This is a genomic window from Chondromyces crocatus (assembly GCF_001189295.1).
GTDB lineage: Bacteria > Myxococcota_A > Polyangia > Polyangiales > Polyangiaceae > Chondromyces > Chondromyces crocatus.
Genome location: NZ_CP012159.1, coordinates 8,226,046 through 8,247,430, shown reverse-complemented (window position 1 = coordinate 8,247,430; position 21,385 = coordinate 8,226,046). Strand labels below are relative to the sequence as shown.

The 21,385-nt window shown below is 68.4% G+C and carries 12 protein-coding genes; 2 read left to right on the top strand and 10 right to left on the bottom strand.

Translation table 11 applies throughout. The annotated features are described in order from the left end of the window. Positions 1-7: 7 nt before the first annotated feature. The 6 genes from CMC5_RS29610 to CMC5_RS29585 all read right to left on the bottom strand — a co-directional run bounded on the left by CMC5_RS29610 (position 8) and on the right by CMC5_RS29585 (position 11,865). Complete coding sequence (locus tag CMC5_RS29610; protein WP_050436202.1) at positions 8-1,177, bottom strand: DNA (cytosine-5-)-methyltransferase; 1,170 nt, start codon at positions 1,175-1,177, stop codon at positions 8-10. Positions 1,178-1,584: 407 nt separating this feature from the next. After that, positions 1,585-3,999 (bottom strand): acyl carrier protein, encoded by a 2,415-nt coding sequence (locus CMC5_RS29605; protein WP_050433546.1) that lies wholly within the window; start codon positions 3,997-3,999, stop codon positions 1,585-1,587. A gap of 323 nt (positions 4,000-4,322) precedes the next feature. Further along, positions 4,323-4,622 carry a hypothetical protein gene (locus CMC5_RS29595; protein WP_050433544.1) on the bottom strand — a complete coding sequence of 100 codons (300 nt, stop codon included), beginning with the start codon at positions 4,620-4,622 and terminating at the stop codon, positions 4,323-4,325. A gap of 99 nt (positions 4,623-4,721) precedes the next feature. After that, entirely contained in the window at positions 4,722-4,994 is a 273-nt protein-coding gene (locus tag CMC5_RS45100; protein WP_156338943.1) for a hypothetical protein, read from the bottom strand. Between the two features lie 309 nt (positions 4,995-5,303). Then, positions 5,304-6,071 (bottom strand): DUF6968 family protein, encoded by a 768-nt coding sequence (locus CMC5_RS49270; protein WP_425394817.1) that lies wholly within the window; start codon positions 6,069-6,071, stop codon positions 5,304-5,306. Between the two features lie 67 nt (positions 6,072-6,138). Continuing rightward, positions 6,139-11,865 (bottom strand): NHL domain-containing protein, encoded by a 5,727-nt coding sequence (locus CMC5_RS29585; protein WP_156338942.1) that lies wholly within the window; start codon positions 11,863-11,865, stop codon positions 6,139-6,141. A gap of 1,721 nt (positions 11,866-13,586) precedes the next feature. Here CMC5_RS29585 and CMC5_RS29575 point away from each other — a divergent pair. Next, positions 13,587-14,186 (top strand): hypothetical protein, encoded by a 600-nt coding sequence (locus tag CMC5_RS29575; RefSeq protein ID WP_156338941.1) that lies wholly within the window; start codon positions 13,587-13,589, stop codon positions 14,184-14,186. 193 nt (positions 14,187-14,379) lie between these two features. Here the strand turns inward: CMC5_RS29575 and CMC5_RS29570 are convergent, their stop codons facing one another. Next, positions 14,380-14,919 carry a hypothetical protein gene (locus CMC5_RS29570; RefSeq protein ID WP_050433539.1) on the bottom strand — a complete coding sequence of 180 codons (540 nt, stop codon included), beginning with the start codon at positions 14,917-14,919 and terminating at the stop codon, positions 14,380-14,382. Positions 14,920-15,213: 294 nt separating this feature from the next. Between CMC5_RS29570 and CMC5_RS29565 the strand changes: the two genes are divergently transcribed. Then, on the top strand, positions 15,214-15,807 hold the full coding sequence (locus CMC5_RS29565; protein WP_050433538.1) for a Uma2 family endonuclease: 594 nt from the start codon (positions 15,214-15,216) through the stop codon (positions 15,805-15,807). A gap of 123 nt (positions 15,808-15,930) precedes the next feature. Here the strand turns inward: CMC5_RS29565 and CMC5_RS29560 are convergent, their stop codons facing one another. The 3 genes from CMC5_RS29560 to CMC5_RS29550 all read right to left on the bottom strand — a co-directional run bounded on the left by CMC5_RS29560 (position 15,931) and on the right by CMC5_RS29550 (position 21,362). Beyond that, a complete protein-coding gene (locus CMC5_RS29560; protein ID WP_050433537.1) occupies positions 15,931-16,734 on the bottom strand; it encodes a phytanoyl-CoA dioxygenase family protein in 804 nt (267 codons plus the stop codon). A gap of 159 nt (positions 16,735-16,893) precedes the next feature. Beyond that, the gene (locus tag CMC5_RS46135; RefSeq protein WP_050433536.1) at positions 16,894-17,868 is read right to left on the bottom strand and encodes a CPBP family intramembrane glutamic endopeptidase; all 975 of its coding nucleotides are present in this window, start codon (positions 17,866-17,868) and stop codon (positions 16,894-16,896) included. Between the two features lie 743 nt (positions 17,869-18,611). Continuing rightward, on the bottom strand, positions 18,612-21,362 hold the full coding sequence (locus CMC5_RS29550; protein WP_050433535.1) for a serine/threonine-protein kinase: 2,751 nt from the start codon (positions 21,360-21,362) through the stop codon (positions 18,612-18,614). Between the last annotated feature and the right edge of the window lie 23 nt (positions 21,363-21,385).

The following is a 21,385-nucleotide window of genomic DNA, read 5'->3' as shown; positions in this document are numbered from 1 at the left end:
CTTCGACTCATACCGCTGCCTGTTCGAGCGACGTGTGACCACTCTTCATTCGTTCGTAGTGGTGTTCAATGCGCTCGAGAAACCCATCGGGGAATTTCAATGCGCTCCTTGCCGTGCGACTGAAAAATCCCCCCGTCGCCTTCTCTGAAAGCAGCTTTGGCGGATGCTGGAGGAAGGTGTGCATCGGCTCCCGTTCGCGTCTCTCGGGCCAAGCCGAAATCTCGGCGCAATGTCGGCCTTCACCGACGTTGAAAGCCGCCCGTGGCCATGCACCGGTACGCATCAGCGGTTTGCTCGCAACGTCTCGTCCTCTGCTCTCCGGAGCGCGGAGGCGGCGGCCCAACCACTCCGCCGCGTCGACCGTGACGGCGTTGCCGACGAGCTTCCATCGGTGGCCGCGTTTCATGACGTTCTCCGATGCCTCGGTCCAACCGGCTTCGAATCCCTGCATCCGCTCCGCGTCTCGAATGTGCGGCGTGACGATGTCGCGGTCGCGGTTCGGCAAGATGATCGCAGGGGGGGACGGGATGCCGAGGGTGGAGCCTCCCTTCAAGGTCGGTACCGCATCGTTGGCCCACCCGAGCCCGCGGATTCCTTCCGTCCAATAGAAGCCGTTCGCACGGCGCCAGGAGACGACCTCCGTCGGAGGTTCGCCGACGTCGTCGACGAAGAGCACATCCCGCGGATCTCCGTCGCGCGTCGCCACGAGGTACACGCGCTCACGTCGCTGGGGTACTCCGAACGCTCGGGAATCCACGACGCGATAGGCCCACTTGTAACCCAACGCCTCGATCGCGGTGACGATGACCTCCATCGCACGGCCCTTCGACAGCTGGAGCATGAACGGGACGTTCTCGAGCACGACCCAGGGCACGTCGTGACGCTTCAGGAGGCGGAACACCTCGCCGACGAGGCCAGACCTCGCTCCCTCGATGCCTGCAGTCTTGCCGGCTTGTGAGAGATCCTGGCAGGGGAAGCCTCCGACGACCAGATCGACGTCGCGCGGTAGCTTGCGCAATGTCGTGACGTCGTCGTGCAGTTTCACGTCACGAAACTTCTCTCGGAGTACGGCCTGAGCCCCGACCTCGATCTCACACAGGAGTTCGGTCGTGTGCCCTGAGCGTGCAAGGCCGCGTTCCAGCCCGCCCACCCCTGCGAAAAGACCAACGGTCTTCATCGGACCGCGCGTCCAAGGCGTCACACTGCCGTCGCCGTCGGCGTAGGGCAGCGACACCTGTCGCGTTGGCTTCGCACGCATGCGCATGCGGTATCGCCTGTTCAGTGATGGGTCAAGGCGTTGCTGGTTGGACGTGCTCGTCGTGCATCGTGCGTCCGAGTTGGTCCGCAAGTCCTCCCCGGGCGGACCCATCCCCACAAACGCACGAGGGGCGCAAAAGACGCTGTTACAGCTCGGGAGCCCCTAGGCCTGGGCCTGCCTCGGAAAGTCCCCGGAGTACGTCGCGTAACGGAGGCCCATACATCTGCATGTTCGGAAGAGCCTCTCCGCCTGCGATTCGTGAGTGAGATGAGGTGCGCCCCACAGCGTGCGCGAACGACGCACCGCACACCTCGCCTTCTGCTCCCTCAGCCTGAGCCACCAACCACGATCCAGACGAACCCCCAGTCCCCCGTGTCGAGTGCCGGCCACGTCTCGCAGACGTGCGCGAGCGCGGATTCCCCGCGTGCCGCGCTCTCCGCCAGCACGCTCGAAGGCAGCGCCAGCACCCCGCCCCAGGCCAGCACCAGCACCGCGCCAGGGTCGAGCGGCGTCTCGGGCGCGCGCTCGGGATCCGCATCGAGCCACGTGATCTCGCTGCCGCCGACGCGCCCGAGCCGCATGTCCGGCCCGCACGACGCGCGCACCCCACCCCCCTGGAAGCGCACCACCGCGAGCGCCGCTGCCTCCTGCAGCGCCATGGCGGCCAGCGCCCGCCGCCTCGGCGCGCCCGGTGAGCCCAGATCCATCGGCCCCCCTGCGCACGGCGCGTCGGCGTCATCGAGCACGGTGAACAGCGACGGCGGCCTCGCCCCTCGCCCCCGCGACCGGAACGCGTCCCGCAAGCGCTCCAGCACCGGCGTGTCCTCCTCGTCCGTGGCCACGCCCAGCAGCGTCGTCGACCGCGCGTCCCCGACGAGCAGCGCATCGAAGCGCGCGATGGGCGGCGCCACCAGCGTCTCGTCGAGGTGCGTCCGGCGCCGCATCCGGCCTCGATGGGCCCGCACCGACACGTGCGGCGTGACGCGCACCGGCCCTGCCCGCCGCGCCTCCACCGCCACGGGATGCAGCTCGTTCACCCGCCTCGACGGGAACGACGCCTCGATCCAGCCCTCGACCCGGTAGAGCTCCCCCTCCTCGCACGCCGCGCTGCCTGGACCCCGCAGGAACATCCCATCGAAGCGCGGATCCTCGAAGTGGGCTCCTTCAGCGTGGCGCGCATCGACCGTGACCCAGCCCGGCAGGGGGAGCCTTCGCGCCACGTGCGAGGGCGTCGGCTTCGCCCAGCGCGGCAAGAGCCCTTCCCGCACGTACCGATCGCGCAGCCCTCCCGCGCACCCAGCTCCGTACGCCCGCGCCCCTCGCGCCACGGCCACGAGTGGACGCGGCACCGCCGCCGCCTCGATGCAGACCAGCCCCGAAGGCCGCCCCACGGGCGCGGACAGCGACGCCAGCGCCTCGGCGATCCGCTGCGGCTCACCCAGCACCACGGCCGCCTCGAAGGCGCCCAGCTCGGCCTCCAGGCATCCCCCCGACACGAGCAAGAGCCGCGCCCCTTCCGGGATCGCGACCTCGAACGGCGGCGGCTTCTCCTCGTACCCTTGCTCGAACGACGAGCACGAGATGTTCCCGGGGACCCCCTGCGCCATCTCCTCCCCGTGCGTCCGCGCCGCCTCCCGGCGCGCACTGTGCTCCCACCCGACGATCGCCGCCCGCCCTTCGTGCACCAGCACCACCCGGTGCAGCCCCACGATGGACCCCCGCGCGCTCCCTTCCGCGAGCACCAGCGTGCAGCCCCCGGTGAACAGCCCCTTGTCCCGCGGATCGGACGCGCGCGTCATCCGCCGCTCCAGCTCCACGAGCAACGCCGTGCGCTCGCGTGGCAGCTCGGACAGCGCGTCCGCGTCCATCGCCGCCACGTTCCGCTTCACCTCGTCCCACACGTCGAAGATCGACCCATCCCCCTCCGTCTCTCCGAGCCGCGTCCAGAGCCCCCGCAGCTCGGCTTGCGTGAGCTCCGCCCGCTTCCCGACGCTCCGGACCATGGACACCGCCGCATGCCCTCCCAGCGTCGCGCTCAGCACCTCGAACCCCGCGTGCGCGTCCCGATCGGTTGCCCCGAGCGACGCGAACGCCGACAGCCGCCACGCCCCGAAGGCGCGCTCGGCCCTGTCCCGCCGCGCGACCGAGAACACCTCCAGCCGCGGCACCTGGTCGGGCTCGAGGCGAAGCCACCCCTCGACCTCGTACCTCGCCCCTGCCTCCAGAACGACCTCTTCCGGCAAGCCGATCAACGCGATCCCCTCGACGGTCGGCACCCCCTCCTGGTGCGTGCAAGGGCCATCGAGGCGCACCGTCTCGGCCTTCCCGTGCGACAGCACCACGCGCGGAGACGTCGTCTCCGGCGCCCCCAGCGCATCGGCCACCCGTCCACTGCGATCGAGCTGCGCCAGGCACCCTCGAACCGACCGCCGCCACGCCGGCACATCGCCCTTCGCGCCCGGGTCCGGCCACAGGAACAGCCGCTCCGTCGAGAGCACCTCGACCGCCTGGAGCAGCGCACCCACCGTCGGGATGGACGCCTCCACGCCGTCCTGGAACAGCACCCCGAGCCCCTCCTCGACGGCGCGGAGCACCCGCTCGACCCGCAGCCCGAGCGCCTCGAAAGGCTGCGTCGGGTCCAGCCGGTCGGGTGTCACGCCCGCGAGGTCTGCGACGAGGTCGAGACAGCGGTGTCGGTTCTCGTCACGGTGCAGTTCCTGGAAGGAGAGGGGGGAGTCCAAGCGAGCTATTGGGACAGGTCGGCGCTGCCGCGTCCAGGCACGGTCGACACCCACCGGGCGGCAAAGATGGCCCGGTGGAAGCGTGACACCTGTGCGAGGAGGTGCGCGCGCGGGGCGGTACGGAGCCACCAGGGGCTCGGGGTGCGAGGCGATTGCGAAGCTGGCACGGTCGCGGATTCGGTCGTGCTGCGTCGAAACCCGTGCGGAAAGTAGGCATGCGAGATCGTGCGCATCCCCTGTGTCATGGCGTCGAGGCGTCCGTGGGGCCCGTAGGTGAGCTGTACGGGATGCATTCCTGCTACCACGATCTGCTCGACCCGGCCTTACAGATCCGTCGTCGTGACGAAGCTCCGACCTGCCGGTGTCGTGCGTGTCGTCGTCCGTGTGCCTCGTGCATATACGTCGACGAACGACTTTCCGTTGATGTTCGTCATGTCCTGAAGGGCAATGACGCTCGATGGATCGGCAGGGTTCGACAGCGTGGCACTGTGCGAGCGCGTCACCGTGAGCGTCCGACCCCCTGGCGTGGTGACGCTCTCTTGCTTCCGGTAAGGCGCGAGCATCCCGAACACCGGATCCGCCGCCAGCGACCAGCGCATCATCCGCCCATCCGGCAGCTCCATCGCCGTCTGCCCAGCTCTCGACGATGCGACCGAGCAGATCGCGGCTGTAGGCGACCGCCACGTCGGGCGTCTGGACAGGCGGTGCGTGGTCACACGGGGCTAGGGCTCACCAATGTCGCTACCAAGTTCGGCGAGAATTGGTCCTGGCTCCGGTTCGTAGTCAGCATCATCTGGAACAAGAGCCGGGTGTTCCCGAAATATTGGATCGGCAAGCCTATCGTAGATCTCGGCCATCGTATGACCAACACCTCGTCTGAAAGCACGCACTTCGCTTTCAGAACCTTGACTCATGAGAACCTGTATACCTTCGTTCAGGGAAACGATGGCCTTGTTGAGGTTTTCAACGACGCGCTTCGCAGTATGGTGATCCACTAGCCTTCTCTCATGAGTCACGTGGGCAGCTATTGTCTTCGAGGCATTTGTTCATGCATTTTCTAGACTTCCACTCAAAATTGAAAGTGGGAAGCGTTGTGTCGCTACACAAGGGCTGGAAGCCCGGGGCCCAGGCCCTCGATCTTGTACGGCACGAACCATTCGCCCGAAGGATCTTGCCCAGGTCGTCCAATATGAACAAGGCATTGCCCACCGGCTGAGCGCTATCGTCGAGTATCTCTAACGTTCTCGTCGCGATGATATCGAAGGAGGTGTTCATTGGTCGGCGCGTTCGTTACACTACGTCGCTCATTCGGGGCTATCCGAGTCCGGCTTCCGACCCTCTCGTTCGATCTTATGGAGGATGAGGCGCTCGAGCCTCGTTCCTGACTCCACGACAGCGGCAGCTCTCGCGAGCCATGCTCGTGCAGCACGGGCATGGCCATGCTGTACGAGTGCATCTGCAAGCGCAGCGAGATTGGCCGCTGAGGGCTGGCTTTGCGCGATGCTACGGAGCAGCCGCAACTCGAGAGCATCGTCACGCAATACCCTTGCAGCGGCCAGTTCACTTTCGAGACATAGGAGGACATCTGCAATGAGTCCCTGGGCGGATGCCCGCCGACGCAGTACGCGTAGTGCCCTTCGTACGCCCACAGGATCTTCATGTACAGCCGCCGCGACCTTTCGAATCTCTCGCACAAGCGATGCATCTGTGGGGAGCGATGATCTGTTCCTTTTCGGGCGTTTGCTGGCGATGGTCTCTCGGCAAAGCTCCAGGTTGTCGAACCTTTCTCCGTCTGGATACGAAACCCTTCCTCGGGTGACCTCCGCGTCCATCCTATTTGCAATATCCTGAATGCAGTGGTGCAGTGACTGAATGCCATCCTCTCCTGCGCTCATTCCTTCGATAGGACTTGGTTGGAGGCCGGTGATCCGGTAACGGCACTCCCACGGCATGCCAGCGTATTGTCGTGTCGGAGGGTAGATTTCAGCGACGAGTGCGGTGTTCTTCCCCTCCTCGTTGCGGATCTGTAGATTACGCACTGCGAGTGGACGGTCCTTTGACGTGCGTTTCATGTTTCGCCTGCCTGCCATGAATCGATCACTTTGGTCGCCCTGGCCCGCCAGCTCTCCTGGCTGTCGACTACCCCCACGTGACAAGACCCTCCATCGGTCTGCCAACGATACAGGCTGCATACCGCTCGTTTGCGCTGGAGTAGCAAACCGCCCTTCCTCTACTCGTTTTCAGTCCTCTGCATGTCGCGATGTCGACACTTCGGATCGACTCACAATACTGGCGCGTTTCCTCGTCGCCGTCCTCGGAGGCTGCATCGCTTTTCAGCGTCAAAGCCATCAGGATGCATAGACTTGGTATCGCCACCGGCAGAAGGAGTACGCCGCCAGTCACCGAGACCCCTTGTCCAAACCACTCCCACACCACGGCTGACCGCCCGGTCGGATCTGTCCGATTCACCGGGTCACCCAGCGCATAGGCGTAGAGATTGGTATCGCCACCGTCGAAAAGAAGCGGATCCTTGGCCGTCCACCGGGCCGCCTCGGCGTCGTAGTCGCGCGCGCCGAACCTCACGAGCTGCGTGTCTGAATCGTACAATCCTCCCGCGAAGCCGAACGGCTGAAAGCCTGGACTGGTGTCGAGCAAGAGGTGGCCGAAGGCGTCGTAATCAAGACGTTGTGCAATGGCGGCCGTCATGACGTCGACTACAAGACGCACGCTACCGACCAGATCGGTGACCAGCCGATACACGACTCCCCCCTTGAGCATCAATTCCGGAACATTGATCCTCTCACCGTAGATGAAGCGGGCAACGACCGCACCACTCGGGCCTATCTCGGCAGCCGGCTGGAGCCTGTCGCGGTAGAGCCAGCCCTTCACCAGCACACCGTCGACCTTTTTCCCGACACGGCGCCCGAGGCCATCGACGACGTAGTCGATCACCGTTCCGCTGGGCAGCGTCACCTGGCGCAGGTTGCCGAGGTCGTCGTAGCCGTAGTTTGTCGTGTCGCTGGTCGCGGTGTCGGTGCGGCTCTGAAGGTTGCCCGCGTCGTCGTAGGTGAAGGCGAGATCACCCTGGAAGAGCAGACGATCCTGCGCATCGAATTGCTCCTCGACCACGGCATCAGGGGTGACGCGGGCGAGCGGATTGCCATTGGCATCGTGGTCGATGTGAAGCGCCAGGCTGCTGTCGAGGTAGACCTCGCGAAGCCGGCCCGCGAGATCGTAGTCGTAGCCGGTGACGTGGGTGATCCCGCTCAGCGTCTCGGTCTTCTCGACGATGCGGCCAAGCAGGTCGCGGGTGTAGCTGACCGTCATCAGGGCAGCGCCATCGATCGTCACGCTCCGCGCGATGATCTCCCCGTAAGCATCATGGCTCAACGTCTCGACCACCTGCCCGACGGTGATGCTCGTGAGCAAGCCGTTCTGGGGATCGCGTGTGAGGCTGAGTGGTCCAGCACTCGTGAGCAGCCCATCAGGATCCCGCCCGAACGCCACGGCATGCCCGCCGTTCACCTGCTCCTGCGCAAGCTTTAGATCGTTGTCGTAAACCCGATGGATGGTGCCGCTGATGGCGCCTGTCCACGTGACGTCGGTGAGCAGCTCGCCGTCATGACTGAAGTTCAAATCAACGCCAGCAGGCCCCGTGATGGACGTGAGCTTGCCCGTGGTCGGGTGGTACGTGCGTGCAACGGTTTCCCCAGCAAACGCCAGCTCGGACAAGCGCCCCGCCGCATCCCGCGCATGGGTCAGCGTCGCGCCACCAGGCAGGGTCGTCATGGCGAGCTGACCGTCGAGGTCATAGCCCCATTGCGTCGATGTCGTCGGCCCAGCGGCCGGCGGCGGCGGAGTGTACGACGCCCGCATATCCAGCGCGGTGTACCCGAAGCTGTGCGCAGGTCGGCCCGGCGGCGTGACCGAGACCAGGTTCCCGACGAGGTCATGCTCGTAGAGCACCACGTCACCATCCGGCCGCTGTGCCTCCTGCACGCGCCCCACCGGATCGAGGATGAACCCCTCCACCTGCCCGAGCGGATCGGTCGTGCTGACCCGAAACCCGTGCGGACCGTAGGCATGCGAGATCGTGCGCATCCCCTGTGTCATGGCGTCGAGGCGTCCGTGGGGCCCGTAGGTGAGCTGCACGGGATGCATTCCTGCTACCACGATCTGCTCGACCCGGCCTTGCAGATCCGTCGTCATGACGAAGCTCCGGCCTGCCGGTGTCGTGCGTGTCGTCGTCCGTGTGCCGCGTGCATATACGTCGACGAACGACTTTCCGTTGATGTTCGTCATGTCCTGAAGCGACACGAAACTCGACGGGTCGGCAGGGTTCGACAGCGTGGCACTGCGCGAGCGCGTCACCGTGAGCGTCCGGCCCCCCGGCGTGGTGACGCTCTCTTGCTTCCGGTAAGGCGCGAGCATCCCGAACACCGGATCCGGCGCCAGCGACCAGCGCACCGTGCGCCCGTCCGGAAGCTGCATCGCCGTCTGGCCAGCAGCACCAGGACCCCTCGTCCCCAGCAGCCCGGCGCTGTTGGTGACGCTGCGTTGCACGTCAGCCGCCCCCGGACGCTGGACCGCATAGGTGGTGGTCCGACCGAGCGCCGTCGTCACGCTCACGGCACGCCCGCTCCCGGTCCCACTGCGCGTCAGCGTCTTGCTCCCGCCAGCAGGATCGCTGTCTTGCGTGAGCCGCCCCAGGTTGTCGTACGCAAAGCTGTGCTCGCGGCCGAGCGCATCGGTGCGCCGCGTGAGCAGCCCGCGGGTGTCGTAGCCGAGGGTGGTGCTCTCGCTGGCCGGGTTCCTCACGACTGCCAGCAACCCCTCCCCATCGACACTCAACGTGGTGGTCTGCCCGAACGCTCCAGTGAGCCCCGTGGCCGTCCCGCTGGCCCCCCGCGAGATCGTCATCAGCGCCCCATCCCCATCCTCGATCCCCGTGAGCAACCCCGCCGGATCGTAATGAAACCCCAGCAGCGTCGCGCCCGTCCGCACATCGATCGTGCGCAGGTGCCGCCCCGTCCCGCTGAACACGTACGCCTTCCGCGCATCCTCGCTCGGGATGGCCAGCTCGGTGAGCGCCACCCCAGGCAGCGGCGACCGAGCGATGCGCCGCACCCGGTGCAGCACCATCTCGGCCGTGTAGAGCCCCCCATCCGGTCCCAGCGCGAGCTGCGCGATGGTCCCGACGCGCGCATTCAAGGCCCGCTCCCCCTCCGGCAGAGGAACATCACAGCAGCTCCCCGTCCCGGCGACCGCATGGATCACCCCCTCCGACGTGATCCTCCGGATCAGGTAGCCCGCGCTATCCGCCACATGGAGCGTCCCCTCCGCGTCCAGCACCGCAGCCGTCGGGTTCCGCAGCCGAGCCGCACGCGCCGGCCCTCCATCCCCCGTCGTCCCCGCGACACCCGTCCCCGCAAACGTGGTGATCCTCCCCCGCCGATCGACCTGCCGGATCCGGTGGTTGTCGTGGTCGACGACGAACAACCCACCATCCCGCGCGACCACGACCCCTCGAGGACTCCCCAGCCGAGCCGCCGTCGCAAGCCCTCCATCCCCCGAGAACCCCGCGGTTCCGGTCCCCGCAACCGTCGTGATCGTCCCATCCATCCCCACCCGCCGGATCCGATGGTTCTGCGTGTCGGCGATGAACAGCGTCCCGTCGTCGGTCACCGCAACGCTGAACGGATTCCGGAGCTGCGCCTGCGTCGCCGGCCCCCCGTCCCCCGAGACCCCCGCCGTCCCGTCTCCAGCGACCGTGGTGATCGTCCCATCCACCGCGATCTTGCGCACCCGATGACCACCTTGTTCCGCGACGTAGAGGCTCCCATCCGCGCCCAGCGCCAGCCCCCTCGGCGCCTGTACCTGCGCCTGCAAGGCCGGCCCCCCATCTCCCGCACCACCGCTCACCCCCGTCCCAGCGACCGCCCAGATCACCCCCTCCGGATCGACCCGCCGGATGCGCGCCTGCCCCGTCGAGCTGAGGTACACGCTCCCATCCGGACCGACCGCCACCCCGGAGACGGTATCCAGCGGCGCGCTGACTGCAGGCCCCCCATCCCCGAGCGCCCCCGTGGTTCCCCCCTTGCCCGCGACCGTCCGCAGCTCCGTGCCCAGCGCGGCCCCCGTGCGCCGCCGCCCATCGCCCAGGTAGAGCACCTCCGCCCCCGGGCTGTAGACGTGGTGCACATCCACCCTCCACCCGCCGAGCCCCAGCGCCGACGCCGTGAGCCCTCCGAGCCGCCCTTCCCATCGCTTCCAGGTCGTCACCTCACTGCGCGTGCGGCTGTTCGAGAGCTCCGCCCCTGCGAACGCACCGAACGCAGGCCCGAAGTCATCCGGAGCGAGGTACACCCCCTCGTAGACATACCCGATGCGCACCGTGACCTTCTGCTCACCCTGCGTCTCGCGGCCCAAGGCATCCTTGCCGTCCCATACGAAGGTCGTCTCGCTGCTCGCCTCGCATGGACAGACGAACGACTGCTCGAGGTGACGCCCCGCGATCTCGATGTGCAGCTCGATGCGCTTCACCGACGCAGGCACGCCTCCACGCGCGAGCGGGATCGTCATCGTGCTCCGCGCCGCATGACCGGCCGCGCGATCACTCCGGTAGTGCAGCGAGAACGGCGTCCCCACGATCGGCAGCGTCTCCCCGAGCACCTGGTTCTCGCAGTCGATGATCGAGCCCTTCTCTTCACAGGCCGCGGGCTCCGGCTCACTCCGGTCCGGATCGCGGCTCTCGTCTCCCCCCTCGCCGACCTCGCCGCCCTCGCCGCCCTCGCCGCCCTCCATCGAGCAGGTCAGGCTCAGCGGGACGCAGGCATCCGCCGGGAAGCCAAACGGCCAGTTGCAATCCCACGGCGTGAAATGCTGGATCGGCACCCGCCACAGCGAATGCCCGGGTGGGTAGAGCTGCGCGAGCTTCGCTTGCTCCTCCGGCGTGATGCCGAGCGCATCGAGCGTGGCGCTGTCGTCCGGTGCACCGTCCCCCTCCGTGTCGAGCATCGCCAGGCCACCCGAGACGTCGACGATCTCGATCACCCGCCCATTGTCCGACGGGATCCACGCCGCGCGAGCGCGGTCGTAGTAGCCCATGGGCACCACCGTGCCGGCAGGAAATCCGAGGAAATTGTCGACGTAGAACGGGATCGGCTGGTTGAACTCGATGCTCACCGCACCTGCTGCGAGCGCTTCGTCCGCGCTCAGCTCGACGGCGTACGTGTACCCGCTCGTCGGCGGCAGCTCCCCGGGCATCGCCGCCGGGCCCTGCGCGCCGACGGTGTACTCGGTCGCGCGTAAGCTCAGCGTGCTGATGGGCTGGAGCGTCCCATCTGGCAGCAGGAGATCCGCTGTCGTACCTGGCGGAAACAGCACCGTGGCCTGGCGCGTGCCGTCGGCATCGGTGACGACGCTGCCGCGGGCTTCGGCATACGGAGGAGCGGTATCGAGATCGAGCAGCGTGACCCGAGGATCGCGTGGGACGAGCACGACCTCCGGGGCGTGCGCATAGCCTTGCCACGGAACGTCGATCCGACGGGCTGCCGGCAAGAACCCATCGGCCTGGTAGGTGACCACGAGCGAACCGCCCCCTCGAGCCACCATCGTGAAACCACCATCCGCAAAGGTGCGCGTCGTCCCGTGCTCGGGGTGATCGAGGAGCGCAATGGTGACGTCAGGCAACGGGGTGCCATCGACGGTGCGGACCGTGCCTCGAAGCCCAGCCGCGCGCCGTGGGGAAAAGATCCCCGGCTCCGCGCCGGTCTGGATGGGATCGGCGCCTTCGAGGAGGAATGCCAGCCCGTCCGCTGGCAAGGTGACGACCGTGCGATCCAGTGGCGCGCAGGCCGTGTGCATCACGCCATTCATGGAATCACAAGCGTCGAACGTACAGGGATTCCCATCATCAATCGCAGGAGGCGGACCTGCGACACAATGACCGGCCCCGTCGCAAGCCTCACTCCCGTTGCACGGGTCGGTATCGGGGCAGGGCGTCCCTGGTGGCGCGGGCTGGCCATGTTCGCCATGAGGCAGGCAGATCGTGGCCGAAGCGCTGCCACCTTGGCCTCCGCCCGCACCCTGGCTTCCGCCCGCACCTTGGCCTCCGCCCGCACCCTGGCCTCCGCCCGCACCCTGGCCTCCTCCAGCACCCTGGCTTCCGGCGTCCCCCTGTCCACCTGCGTTGGTGGCGCCGTGGGCACCACCGAGACCTCCAGCGCCGGCGGGGTCATGGCCGCTCCCAGCATGGCCGCCAGCGCCAGCTGCGCCGTTCTGCGCAGGAGCACCGCTCTCTCTGCTGTGTGGGTCATCGGCTGCAGATCCACCTCCACACGCAGGGAGAGGTGCAGCCGGGTTGCAGGCGCAGAGTGCCACGAGCGCCGTCCTCAAAGGGAAGCCGAGCCTCGTCGATAACATCGAAGGGAAGTCCTCCTGTCGACACCGCGCTATCAGCAGTGTCACCTGTTCGTTTGCACACGCTGTGCCTCACGACCGAGTTGGTCCTTGCGTCCAATGCGCGAGCATCTGGGTCGGGCAGGGGGGCGAGCTTCAGAAGGAGGCACGAATCTGGATCGATGGTGATCCGGGGGTACAAATGATCCAGGAGCAAGGTTGAAGACGCACATGAAAGGAGGTGGAGGAAGCACGAGCTGGAGGTTGGGGAAGCACGAGCTGGAGGTAGAGGAAGCGCGTGCACGTGCTTGGGGAAGCACGAGTTGGAGGTGGGGGAAGCACGAGTTGGAGGTTGGGGAAGCACGAGCTGGAGGTTGGGGAAGCACGAGCTGGAGGTGGAGGAAGCACGTGCACGTGCTTGGGGAAGCACGAGCTGGAGGTTGGGGAAGCACGAGCTGGAGGTGGAGGAAGCACGTGCACGTGCTTGGGGAAGCACGAGCTGGAGGTGGAGGAAGCACGTGCACGTGCTTGGGGAAGCGCGAGCTGGAGGTGGGGGAAGCACGAACTGGAGGTAGAGGAAGCGCGTGCACGTGCTTGGGGAAGCACGAGCTGGAGGTGGAGGAAGCACGAACTGGAGGTAGAGGAAGCGCGTGCACGTGCTTGGGGAAGCACGAACTGGAGGTAGAGGAAGCGCGTGCACGTGGTTGGGGAAGCACGAGCTGGAGGTGGAGGAAGCACGAACTGGAGGTAGAGGAAGCGCGTGCACGTGCTTGGGGAAGCACGAACTGGAGGTAGAGGAAGCGCGTGCACGTGGTTGGGGAAGCACGAGCACGTGGTTGGGGAAGCACGTGCAGGAGGTGCGTGAACCGCCACGGCTTGCCCCTGCCGTGCCGTTCAGAGAGAACCGTGAGGCCCTCGTGGTGGTGTATCCGTCGGGAATCATTGAATGATGTGTTTGTGTGTCGTGCTCTCACCCTTGGATTGTGGTGACTGGCGCGCTTGGGCTGGTTTCCGTGAAACTGGAAGAAGTCAAAATCGTCAGACCCGCCCTTGACGGTCGACTTTCCGCCATTAACATCGTTGCCACGATTGCGATGCATTGCGCAATCGAACCGGCACTGCCTGACAGGGGCCGAGCGAGATTCGCTCGCCACGATCCCTGTCGAGGTGAGAGCCAGGAGGAAACCATGGCTGGACCGTTAAACCCCCTCGTGGGGGAGCGTGTGTTCAATGGCGCGGAGTTCGATTATCTGGTCGATCTCGAACCGAGCGCGTTGAAGGGAATGAGAACGGCGCAGAGGGGCCTCGACAGGGTGCTCGCCGAGATCATCGGGAACGAGGTCGTGTGGGCGGAGAAGGCGGGTGTCACCACCGCCGACATGACCCAGCTCTTCCTCTTGAACGAGCGAATCGCGCGCATCGACGAATTTCTTGCGCCTGTGCTGAAGTTCGCCGAGATGCTCTCCGAGACGCGCTACGTTCTCGAAGACCAGCGTCAGCACATCCTGCTGAACATCGGAGCCTCCGTCGAGCGGCGCGGGAAGGAGATGCCGGAGCTTCTGGCCAGGTACCAGAAGACCCGGACCTACCGCTCGGCCATCGCCAAGAAGGCCGCAAAGACGCGGAAGAAGAACGCGGAGGAGCAGGCAGAGGTCGTGGCGCTCGCCGCGGAACCCGAGGCGAGAGCGCTCGTCGAGGGGCCACGTGTCGAGGCAACCACCACGACGCGGGGCACGGTGGTGGTGGACGAGTCGTCCGAGGCCGCAGCGTGTGCGGAGGTGAGCTGATGGCGAAGGTGACTCTGGCCATCGCGCCGGGCACCGACTGCTGAATTCACGCTTCATTGGTCGTCATGAACCGGTGGAATGCCGGATGAATGGCCCGTAGGCCAATGCAAAGGCCGGCGAGGGAGAGCCTCGTCGGCCTTTTGCTTTTGCGCGGCGTTCACTCTGCGTGGCTACCGTCCCGGTGCGGTCGGCGTCACTCCACCCGCAGGCCGGAGTAACCAGGGAGGGCATCCGGCGTGAGCGGAGGGTGGACCGTGAGCCGAAGCCGCAGCCGTCGGCCTGGTGGGAGTTCGCTGGTGCCGAAGGTGCGCGAGGGGCTGTGGAGCGCGACGTCGTAGAGGCCTGGTTCGAGCAGCGCGGTCGCAGGCTCGACCTGGGTGACGCGGAGGCGCACGGTGAAGCGCGGGTCGACGTGGACGACGAGCGCCTTGGCCTTCCCATCGGCCTGGTCGGCGACGACGGCCTTCAGGGTGACCTCGAACGGCGATGGTTTTGCGTCACTGGTTGCCGGGTGCTGCGCGTTCTCTGGAGGCGAGGAGGCCCTGTCCAGGGGCGCGGTGCTGCCCGGGGTCGATGCGGGAGCGGTGGTCGCAGGCGAGGGCGGCGCTGGGGTGACGGACGGAGCCGGGGGAGGGGAGGGCGGTTCGGCGGGATCGGGCCGGCATCCGGGCCAGAAAAGGAGAGCTCCGGCGATGCATGCGGTTCGGAGCGCACGCGGAGGGGGGACGCGCATGGGGACATCGTAGGCTGGAAGCGGGTCAGGCTGGAGGGGACGGAGACAGGGGGGACGTTCGCCTGGTGGCGCTGACGGCGGGGGCCCGGCAGGACGAGGGGCGCAGCGGCAGGGTGGTGAGACGACGCTGCGGGCGGCGAAGCGGCAGGCCGGGGCAACGCCGAGATGGCGAAGCGGCAGGCCGGGCCAAGGCCGAGGCGGCGAGACGGAAGGGCGGGCCAAGGCCGAGGCGACGAAGCGGCAGGGCGGGGCCATGACGCGCGCCGGCCGCCATGATGCGCTACCTTCGTGTCCATGGGTGAGGCGGCGAGGAAGCAAGCAGCTCCAGCGACGTACGCGGACCTCGAAGCCGTGCCGGAGCACCTGGTCGCGGAGATCCTGAGTGACGTGCTCCACACCTTCCCGCGTCCGGGTCCGGCACACACGGAGCTGGCTTCCCTGCTCGGTGCGGACCTGATCGGCCCCTTCCATCGTGGTCGTGGAGGGCCCGGTGGGTGGCGCATCCTCGACGAGCCCGAGCTTCACGTCGGTCGAGACGTGCTGGTGCCGGATCTTGCGGGCTGGAGGCTGGAGCGGATGCCAGCGCTGCCGGAGACGGCATACTTCACGCTGGCGCCGGACTGGGTATGCGAGGTGCTCTCGCCGTCGACGGCGGTGCATGACCGTGCGCGGAAGATGCCAGTCTATGCGCGCGCCGGGGTGGGCTGGCTGTGGCTGATCGATCCGCTGGCGCGCTCGCTGGAGGTGTTCCACCTCGGGCCGCGCACGCTCTGGGAGCTGGAGCAGGTGTTCGCGGGTGACGACATACTCGTGCGCGCGGCGCCGTTCGACGCCATCGAGCTGGACCTCTCGGCCCTGTGGCCGAAGCGCCCGGGCGACGTGGCATGACCCAGGGGACGTGACGTGACCCAGGGGAGCACTCTGGCGAGGTGGCGTGAGAGGTGACGTGAGCTGACGGGGAAGACGTGAGACCGCGCAGGGGCGGTGAGTGTCTTCGCCTGGTCCCGCGGGTCAGTCGTCGACGCGCAGGGCGAGCTGGATGGCCAGCTCGACGGGGGACGCTTCGCTCTCGGGGCGATCGAGCTGGAAGGGCGTGGTCGGAAGGAGTGGCGGCTGGGCCATGAAGCGGGGCCGCAGGCCGCGGTGGGGCTGGGCCGCGTGGACGAGGAAGGGGTGGCAGAGGTAGACGGTTCCGGCTGCGCCTGTGGCGAGTTCTTCGGGCCGGCCCGCGGTCTCCTCGAAGCCGCTCGCCGCCAGCTCGCGCAAGGAGAGGCCGGCTTCGCCCGCGGGGGCCAGCATCCGTGCGATGTCGAGGTGCGAGCCGACGCGGATGCGGGTGGGGGCGTCGTCGGGGCCGACGTCGGAGAACAGGAAGAGCATGAGCAGGGCGCGCCCCTTGGAGGTGACGTTGGCGCGCCAGGCGAGGAAGTCGGGGTCCTCCATGCCGAAGCTGACGTCGATGTGCCAGCCCGCGTCGCCAGGGTCGTCCGTGGAAGGGAAGCGGACGGGGAAGGTGCCGAGGGCGATGGGGGGCTGCCAGCGGCCTTCGCCGACGAGCTGGTCGAACGCGGCGTGGAGGCGTGGGCTGCTCGCGGCGCGCGCGAACGGCTCGTGTCCGTACATGCCGAGGCGGACGACGGGCTCGGTCCAGGTGGCGGGATCCTCGGGGTCGCAGCCCGTGTCGCGCCAGAGGATGGCGCGGGCCGCGTCGGCGTCGGCGCGGGGGAAGGCGTCGTCGAGCTTCACGAAGCCGTCGAGGATGAACTGCTGGATCTGGGCTTCGCTCAGGGGCGGGGTGGTGTCGGTGGAAAGCATGGCGCGACGAAGGAGGCTTGGAAGCACAGGATAGACGCGAGGCGTCTCCGAGGCGCAAGCTGAGAGTGGCGGCCGCCGGTGGGCAGGTTGCGCGTTCCAGGTCGCAGACGAGGTGCTCGCGGCCCCGAGCGTCCAGGAGACGCTGCGCGCCCTTCGTGGCTACCTGTGAGGCAGGAGCGCGCGCTCCTCTTGCTCCCGGTCGGTGCGGGCGCGTCGCTCTCTGGCCAGGAAAGCTACGAGTGCAGCGAGGGCGCCGAGGGCGGTGATGACGATGCCCGCCATGCTCTCTTCGAGCTGGGGAGGTTGGCTGGGCAGCGTCGGAGCGCCCGCCTGGTGGAAGACCCAGAGATGCGATGACGTCAGCGCGAACTGTGTGACGTTCCAGCCGACGTGGAGCCCGATGGGGAACAGGATGTTCCTCGACGCGAGCATGGCGTAGCCGAGGAGGAGCCCGGCGAGTGTGACGGAGACGATCGCCGGGACACTCGGAGCGTCGTTCACGAGGTGCGCGAGCCCGAACGCGGTCCCGAGCCCGACCGCGACCGCGTGCGGCCCGAACCGCCGGACGCAGGCCGAGAACGCCCAGCCCCGGAAGGTGTACTCCTCCCACGTGGCGCCCAGGAAGAGCATCACGGAGGTGACGAGCAGCGTCGTGATCGCCGCGGAGGGGTCGGCGACATGCCAGGTGCTGCGGACCTCCCCCAGGAGCCACGCGAGGGCGAAGACGGTCGCGAAGAGCAGCGTCCCCGCCGCGAGCCCCACCAGGACGACGCGCGCACTCGCCGCACCGATCGGCGGGCGCAGCGTGAGATCGGGATGCTGGAGCGCCGGACGCTTTCGCTGAACCCAGACCGTCAGCGCGATGGTGATCCCCAGCGACACGATGGCCGTCACCGCCTCCCGGAAGAACCTCCACGCTGCCCCCGACGAGAGGCCCATCCACACCCCGACCCGGACCGCCAGGCTGACGACGACGAACCCCAGCGCGAGACCCAGGACCTTCCCCGGCGAGGGCATGGATTCCGCGGGGACCCCCTCCCCGAGCACCCCCTCGTCCGTCGACAGGCCGTTGCGCGGATGCCGCGAGGTCGATGACGTCCTGGCTTCTTCGTCGTGGTGGGCCGGTGCTGCCATCTCGTCCCTCTCGTGCGTGGTGCGGTCGTGATGCACCCAGCCCTGATGCGAGCGACGAACCCGCTCGCCGCCAGGACCCCGCCGTTGCTCGCTCGACGAGAATCCTACGCCCCTGACTCCGAGCGTGGTGCCCTTCTTGCTCCCGGAGCGCGATTCCCCCGTTCCAACCGGAGCGACGTCCGGCCTCGCGAGGCAAGGAGGAATCATGGCTGCGGGTCGGCGCTGGCGCGTCGCTCTCTCGCCAGGAAGGTCATGAGGGCAGCGATGACGCCAAGAGCGGTGACGACGATGCTCGCCGTGCTCGTGGAGAGCGCGGGGGCCGCGCTGGTCATCGTGGGGGAGTCTGCCTGGTGGAAGACCCAGCGCTGAGGCGACGTCAGCGCGAACTGCGTGAAGTAGCTGGTGAGTTCCTCCCCCGTGCGGCCGACCTACGAGCATGCCGCCAGAGACTCGCCCTCCGCATGGTCCCTCGACGAGTGAGCTTACGCTTCTGGTCTCGAAAGCGTTGCTCCTACGCTGACGAGCCGCCATTCAGCGCTCCACTCCAGCCAGCAGCGCTCCACTCCAGCCAGCATCCATGTCCCAGCCAGCGTTCCAAGGAGTCGCGCGCACCACCTTGCCCGCGGCATGACTTGAAAGAACCCCCTCCGCCCGTGGCACACCCTCTGCGCTGCTCGACCCCCGCGAGAGGCTGCTCAACCCCCCACCCCCCGAGAGCCACCCCGAACCCACGTCGGTGGGATTCACCGCCCCAACCACGCCTTCACCTCACCCACCTGCTCCCCGGCCGCAGCCCCGTGCACCTCGAACAGCGACAGCGCCCGCCGCGCAACCGGCATCACCTCCGCCTTCGACCGCCCTGCGCACACCGCCGACTTCGCCAGAAGAAACGCGATCGTCGCCTCATCGATCGGCTCACACGACGCCTTCCCGCAGATCCCCAGCGCCTCCTCAGCCTTCGCCAGCCCCTCGGCACACCGCCCCTCGGCCACATGCACCTGCGTCAGACCTGCCAGCGCGAGCGCCCGATCCGCCGTCTCGGCCCCCAGCGCCCGCTCCCACGCATCCGCGGCCTCCACGTAGAACGTCCGCGCCTCCGCGTGGTGCCCGAGCCGGAAGTGTGCCTCGGCGAGGTTCAGCGCGGCCGTCCCGAGGCGCGGGTGCGTCGCTCCCAGCGTCCGCTTGTAGCCCGCGAGCACCTGCTCGAAGACCGGCACCGCCTCCTGGAAGCGCTCCGAGTTCCCGAGCGCCGCTCCCCACGAGTTCAGCGCCTGGAATGCATCCGGATGATCGGCCCCGAGGGCGGCCACGATCAGCTCGTGGGATGTCCTGAGCAGCGGCAGCGCCTCGTCGAAGCGCGCCTGGTGCACCAGCGAGTTCGCCAGGTTCGACAGCGCCCGCGCCCGCTGCGGGTGGGCTGGCCCCAGCCGCTTCTGGATCAGCGCCTCCGCCGCGCGGAAGTGCGTCTCGGCGCCGGGCAGGTTTCCCCGACGTGCTGCGATCACCCCCCGGACTGATGCCACACGCTCGGCCACCGGGCCCTCCTCCGCGCTCAGGGCGTCGGCGAGGCGCGTCCATCGCTCCCCGTCGTCGGGGCGCGACCGCTGGTAGCCCACGAGGTAGCCCAGCTCGATGAACGCCTCGCCGGCGACGGCGCGGCTGCCCACCTCCTCGGCGGCCACGGCGGCGTCGAGCAGCTCTCGCTCGGCGTCGTCGATGCGACCGAGCGCCTCCAGGGCGCGTGCGTGCTCCAGGCGCAGCGCGGCGCGGGCCTCCGAGAGCTCGGGCGTCGCAGGGCGCTCCAGCGCTTCCCGGGTGATGCGCTCGGCATCCTCGAACCGACCCAGCTCCCGGAACACCCGGGCACGCTCCACGTCGGCGTGGGCGGCCACGCACGGCGCGCACGGACCTGCTGGCGCGTTCTCGGCCGACACCCCGGCACAGGCGCCGAGCGGGGGCAGGTGAGACATCACCTTGGCGGCGTGGTTCACGGACGCCGCGCCACCGAGAGCGAGCACCTCGACCGCGGCGGTCAGCTCGGCGAGGCGCTCGTCGAGGCAGGCCATCCGGGCCCGGAAGAGGGGATCGGGGGCCTTCGTGTCGACCACGGCCTCGCACGCTTCGGCGCGCTCTCCTCGCCAGGCCTCTGCGCGCGCCGACACGGCGCCGTCGACGAGCTCCCAGGCCTGCCGTGCGTACGAGAGGCCCGTGCGCTCGAACGTCTCGCGCAGGGTGGTGCGGGCCGCGTCGTCCCAGCCGGCTTGCTGTCGCTCCTCGGCGAGCACGCAGGCCGGATGGCGCTGGACGGGCCGGGTGAAGCCCGTGACGAAGAGGGCCGCGGCGGCCACCGCGACGGACCCCAGGACCACCGCGAGACCCACGCGCCGGGGTCGCTGGGTGACCCGTTCGAGGGCGTCGACGAGCGCGGTCATCGAGGGGTGGCGCTGGCCGGGGTCGGGGTGCAGGCCGCGCTGGAGGAGGCGGCGCACGGCGAGCGGGACGCCAGCGGGGGGAGGGGGAGGTCGCGCCGCGGCGGAGGTGGTGGTGGCGTCGAGCGAGGCCACGTCGCCCGGGGAAGCCGGGTCGTCCGAGGAAGCCGCGGAGAGGGGCGCGCGCGGAGGGCCCTTGCGCGCGGCCTTCACCAGCTCGGGGATGGTGGTCCCCTCGTAGGGGCGTGACCCGTACAGCGCCTCCCAGAGGGACACGCAGAAGCCGAACTGATCGGACGCCTCGGTCGCGGGGGCGCCTTCGAGCTGGTCCGGGGCCATGTAGGCCGGGGTTCCGAGCAAGGCGCCGGTCTCGGTGAGGCCGAGGTCTCGGGCGGCGTGGGCGGTGTCGCTCGGGCGGGTGTCGGCGGCCAGGCCGAAGTCGGTCACCTGGGCGCGGTCGTCGTCGCGCACGAGCACGTTGTCGGGCTTCACGTCACGGTGCACCACCCCGGCTGCGTGCGCTGCGGCGAGCCCGCGCCCTGCTTGCACCCAGAGGCGCACCACGTCGCGCCAGGTTCTGGGGGCGCGGGCGATCCAGTCACGGGCCGACCCGCCGGCGACGAACTCCAAAGCGACGAAGAGCTGCTGCTCCCAGGTGCCGACATCGAAGACGGTGACCACGTTCGGGTGGGAGAGCTTGGCCAGGGTCTGCGCCTCGCGGCCGAGTCGCGCGCGGCGTCCGGCCTCGTCTTGCTCCGAGCGGGACGAGGGGCGCAGCAGCTTGAGGGCCACCTTGCGGTCCAGCTCTGGATCGTAGGCCGAGAACACCTGGCCCATGGCGCCCACACCCACGCGCTCGACGACCAGGTAGCGGCCGATGGCCGCGCCGCGCGCGACGAGCGGAGGGGGCAGGGGGGCGGCGGCTTCGCTGGTGCGCAGGGCTTCGGCGGCGGCGCGGCGGCAGCGGGGGCAGGTGTCCAGGTGGCGCTCGGCCTCGCTCAGGGCGGCCTCGTCGAGCAGCCCCTGGGTCAGCTCGAACAGCAGGTTCTCGTCGAGGCAGCCCATCAGCCGGACACTCCTTGCGTCGG

Coding starts and splice junctions, on each gene's coding strand:
- CMC5_RS29560 (WP_050433537.1), bottom strand. CDS start 16,734: ATGCTTTCCACCGACACCACCCCGCCCCTGAGCGAAGCCCAGATCCAG.
- CMC5_RS29570 (WP_050433539.1), bottom strand. CDS start 14,919: ATGCGCGTCCCCCCTCCGCGTGCGCTCCGAACCGCATGCATCGCCGGA.
- CMC5_RS29610 (WP_050436202.1), bottom strand. CDS start 1,177: ATGAAGACCGTTGGTCTTTTCGCAGGGGTGGGCGGGCTGGAACGCGGC.
- CMC5_RS29575 (WP_156338941.1), top strand. CDS start 13,587: ATGGCTGGACCGTTAAACCCCCTCGTGGGGGAGCGTGTGTTCAATGGC.
- CMC5_RS29565 (WP_050433538.1), top strand. CDS start 15,214: ATGGGTGAGGCGGCGAGGAAGCAAGCAGCTCCAGCGACGTACGCGGAC.
- CMC5_RS46135 (WP_050433536.1), bottom strand. CDS start 17,868: ATGGCAGCACCGGCCCACCACGACGAAGAAGCCAGGACGTCATCGACC.
- CMC5_RS29585 (WP_156338942.1), bottom strand. CDS start 11,865: ATGCACACGGCCTGCGCGCCACTGGATCGCACGGTCGTCACCTTGCCA.
- CMC5_RS29595 (WP_050433544.1), bottom strand. CDS start 4,622: ATGGAGCTGCCGGATGGGCGGATGATGCGCTGGTCGCTGGCGGCGGAT.
- CMC5_RS29550 (WP_050433535.1), bottom strand. CDS start 21,362: ATGGGCTGCCTCGACGAGAACCTGCTGTTCGAGCTGACCCAGGGGCTG.
- CMC5_RS49270 (WP_425394817.1), bottom strand. CDS start 6,071: ATGAAACGCACGTCAAAGGACCGTCCACTCGCAGTGCGTAATCTACAG.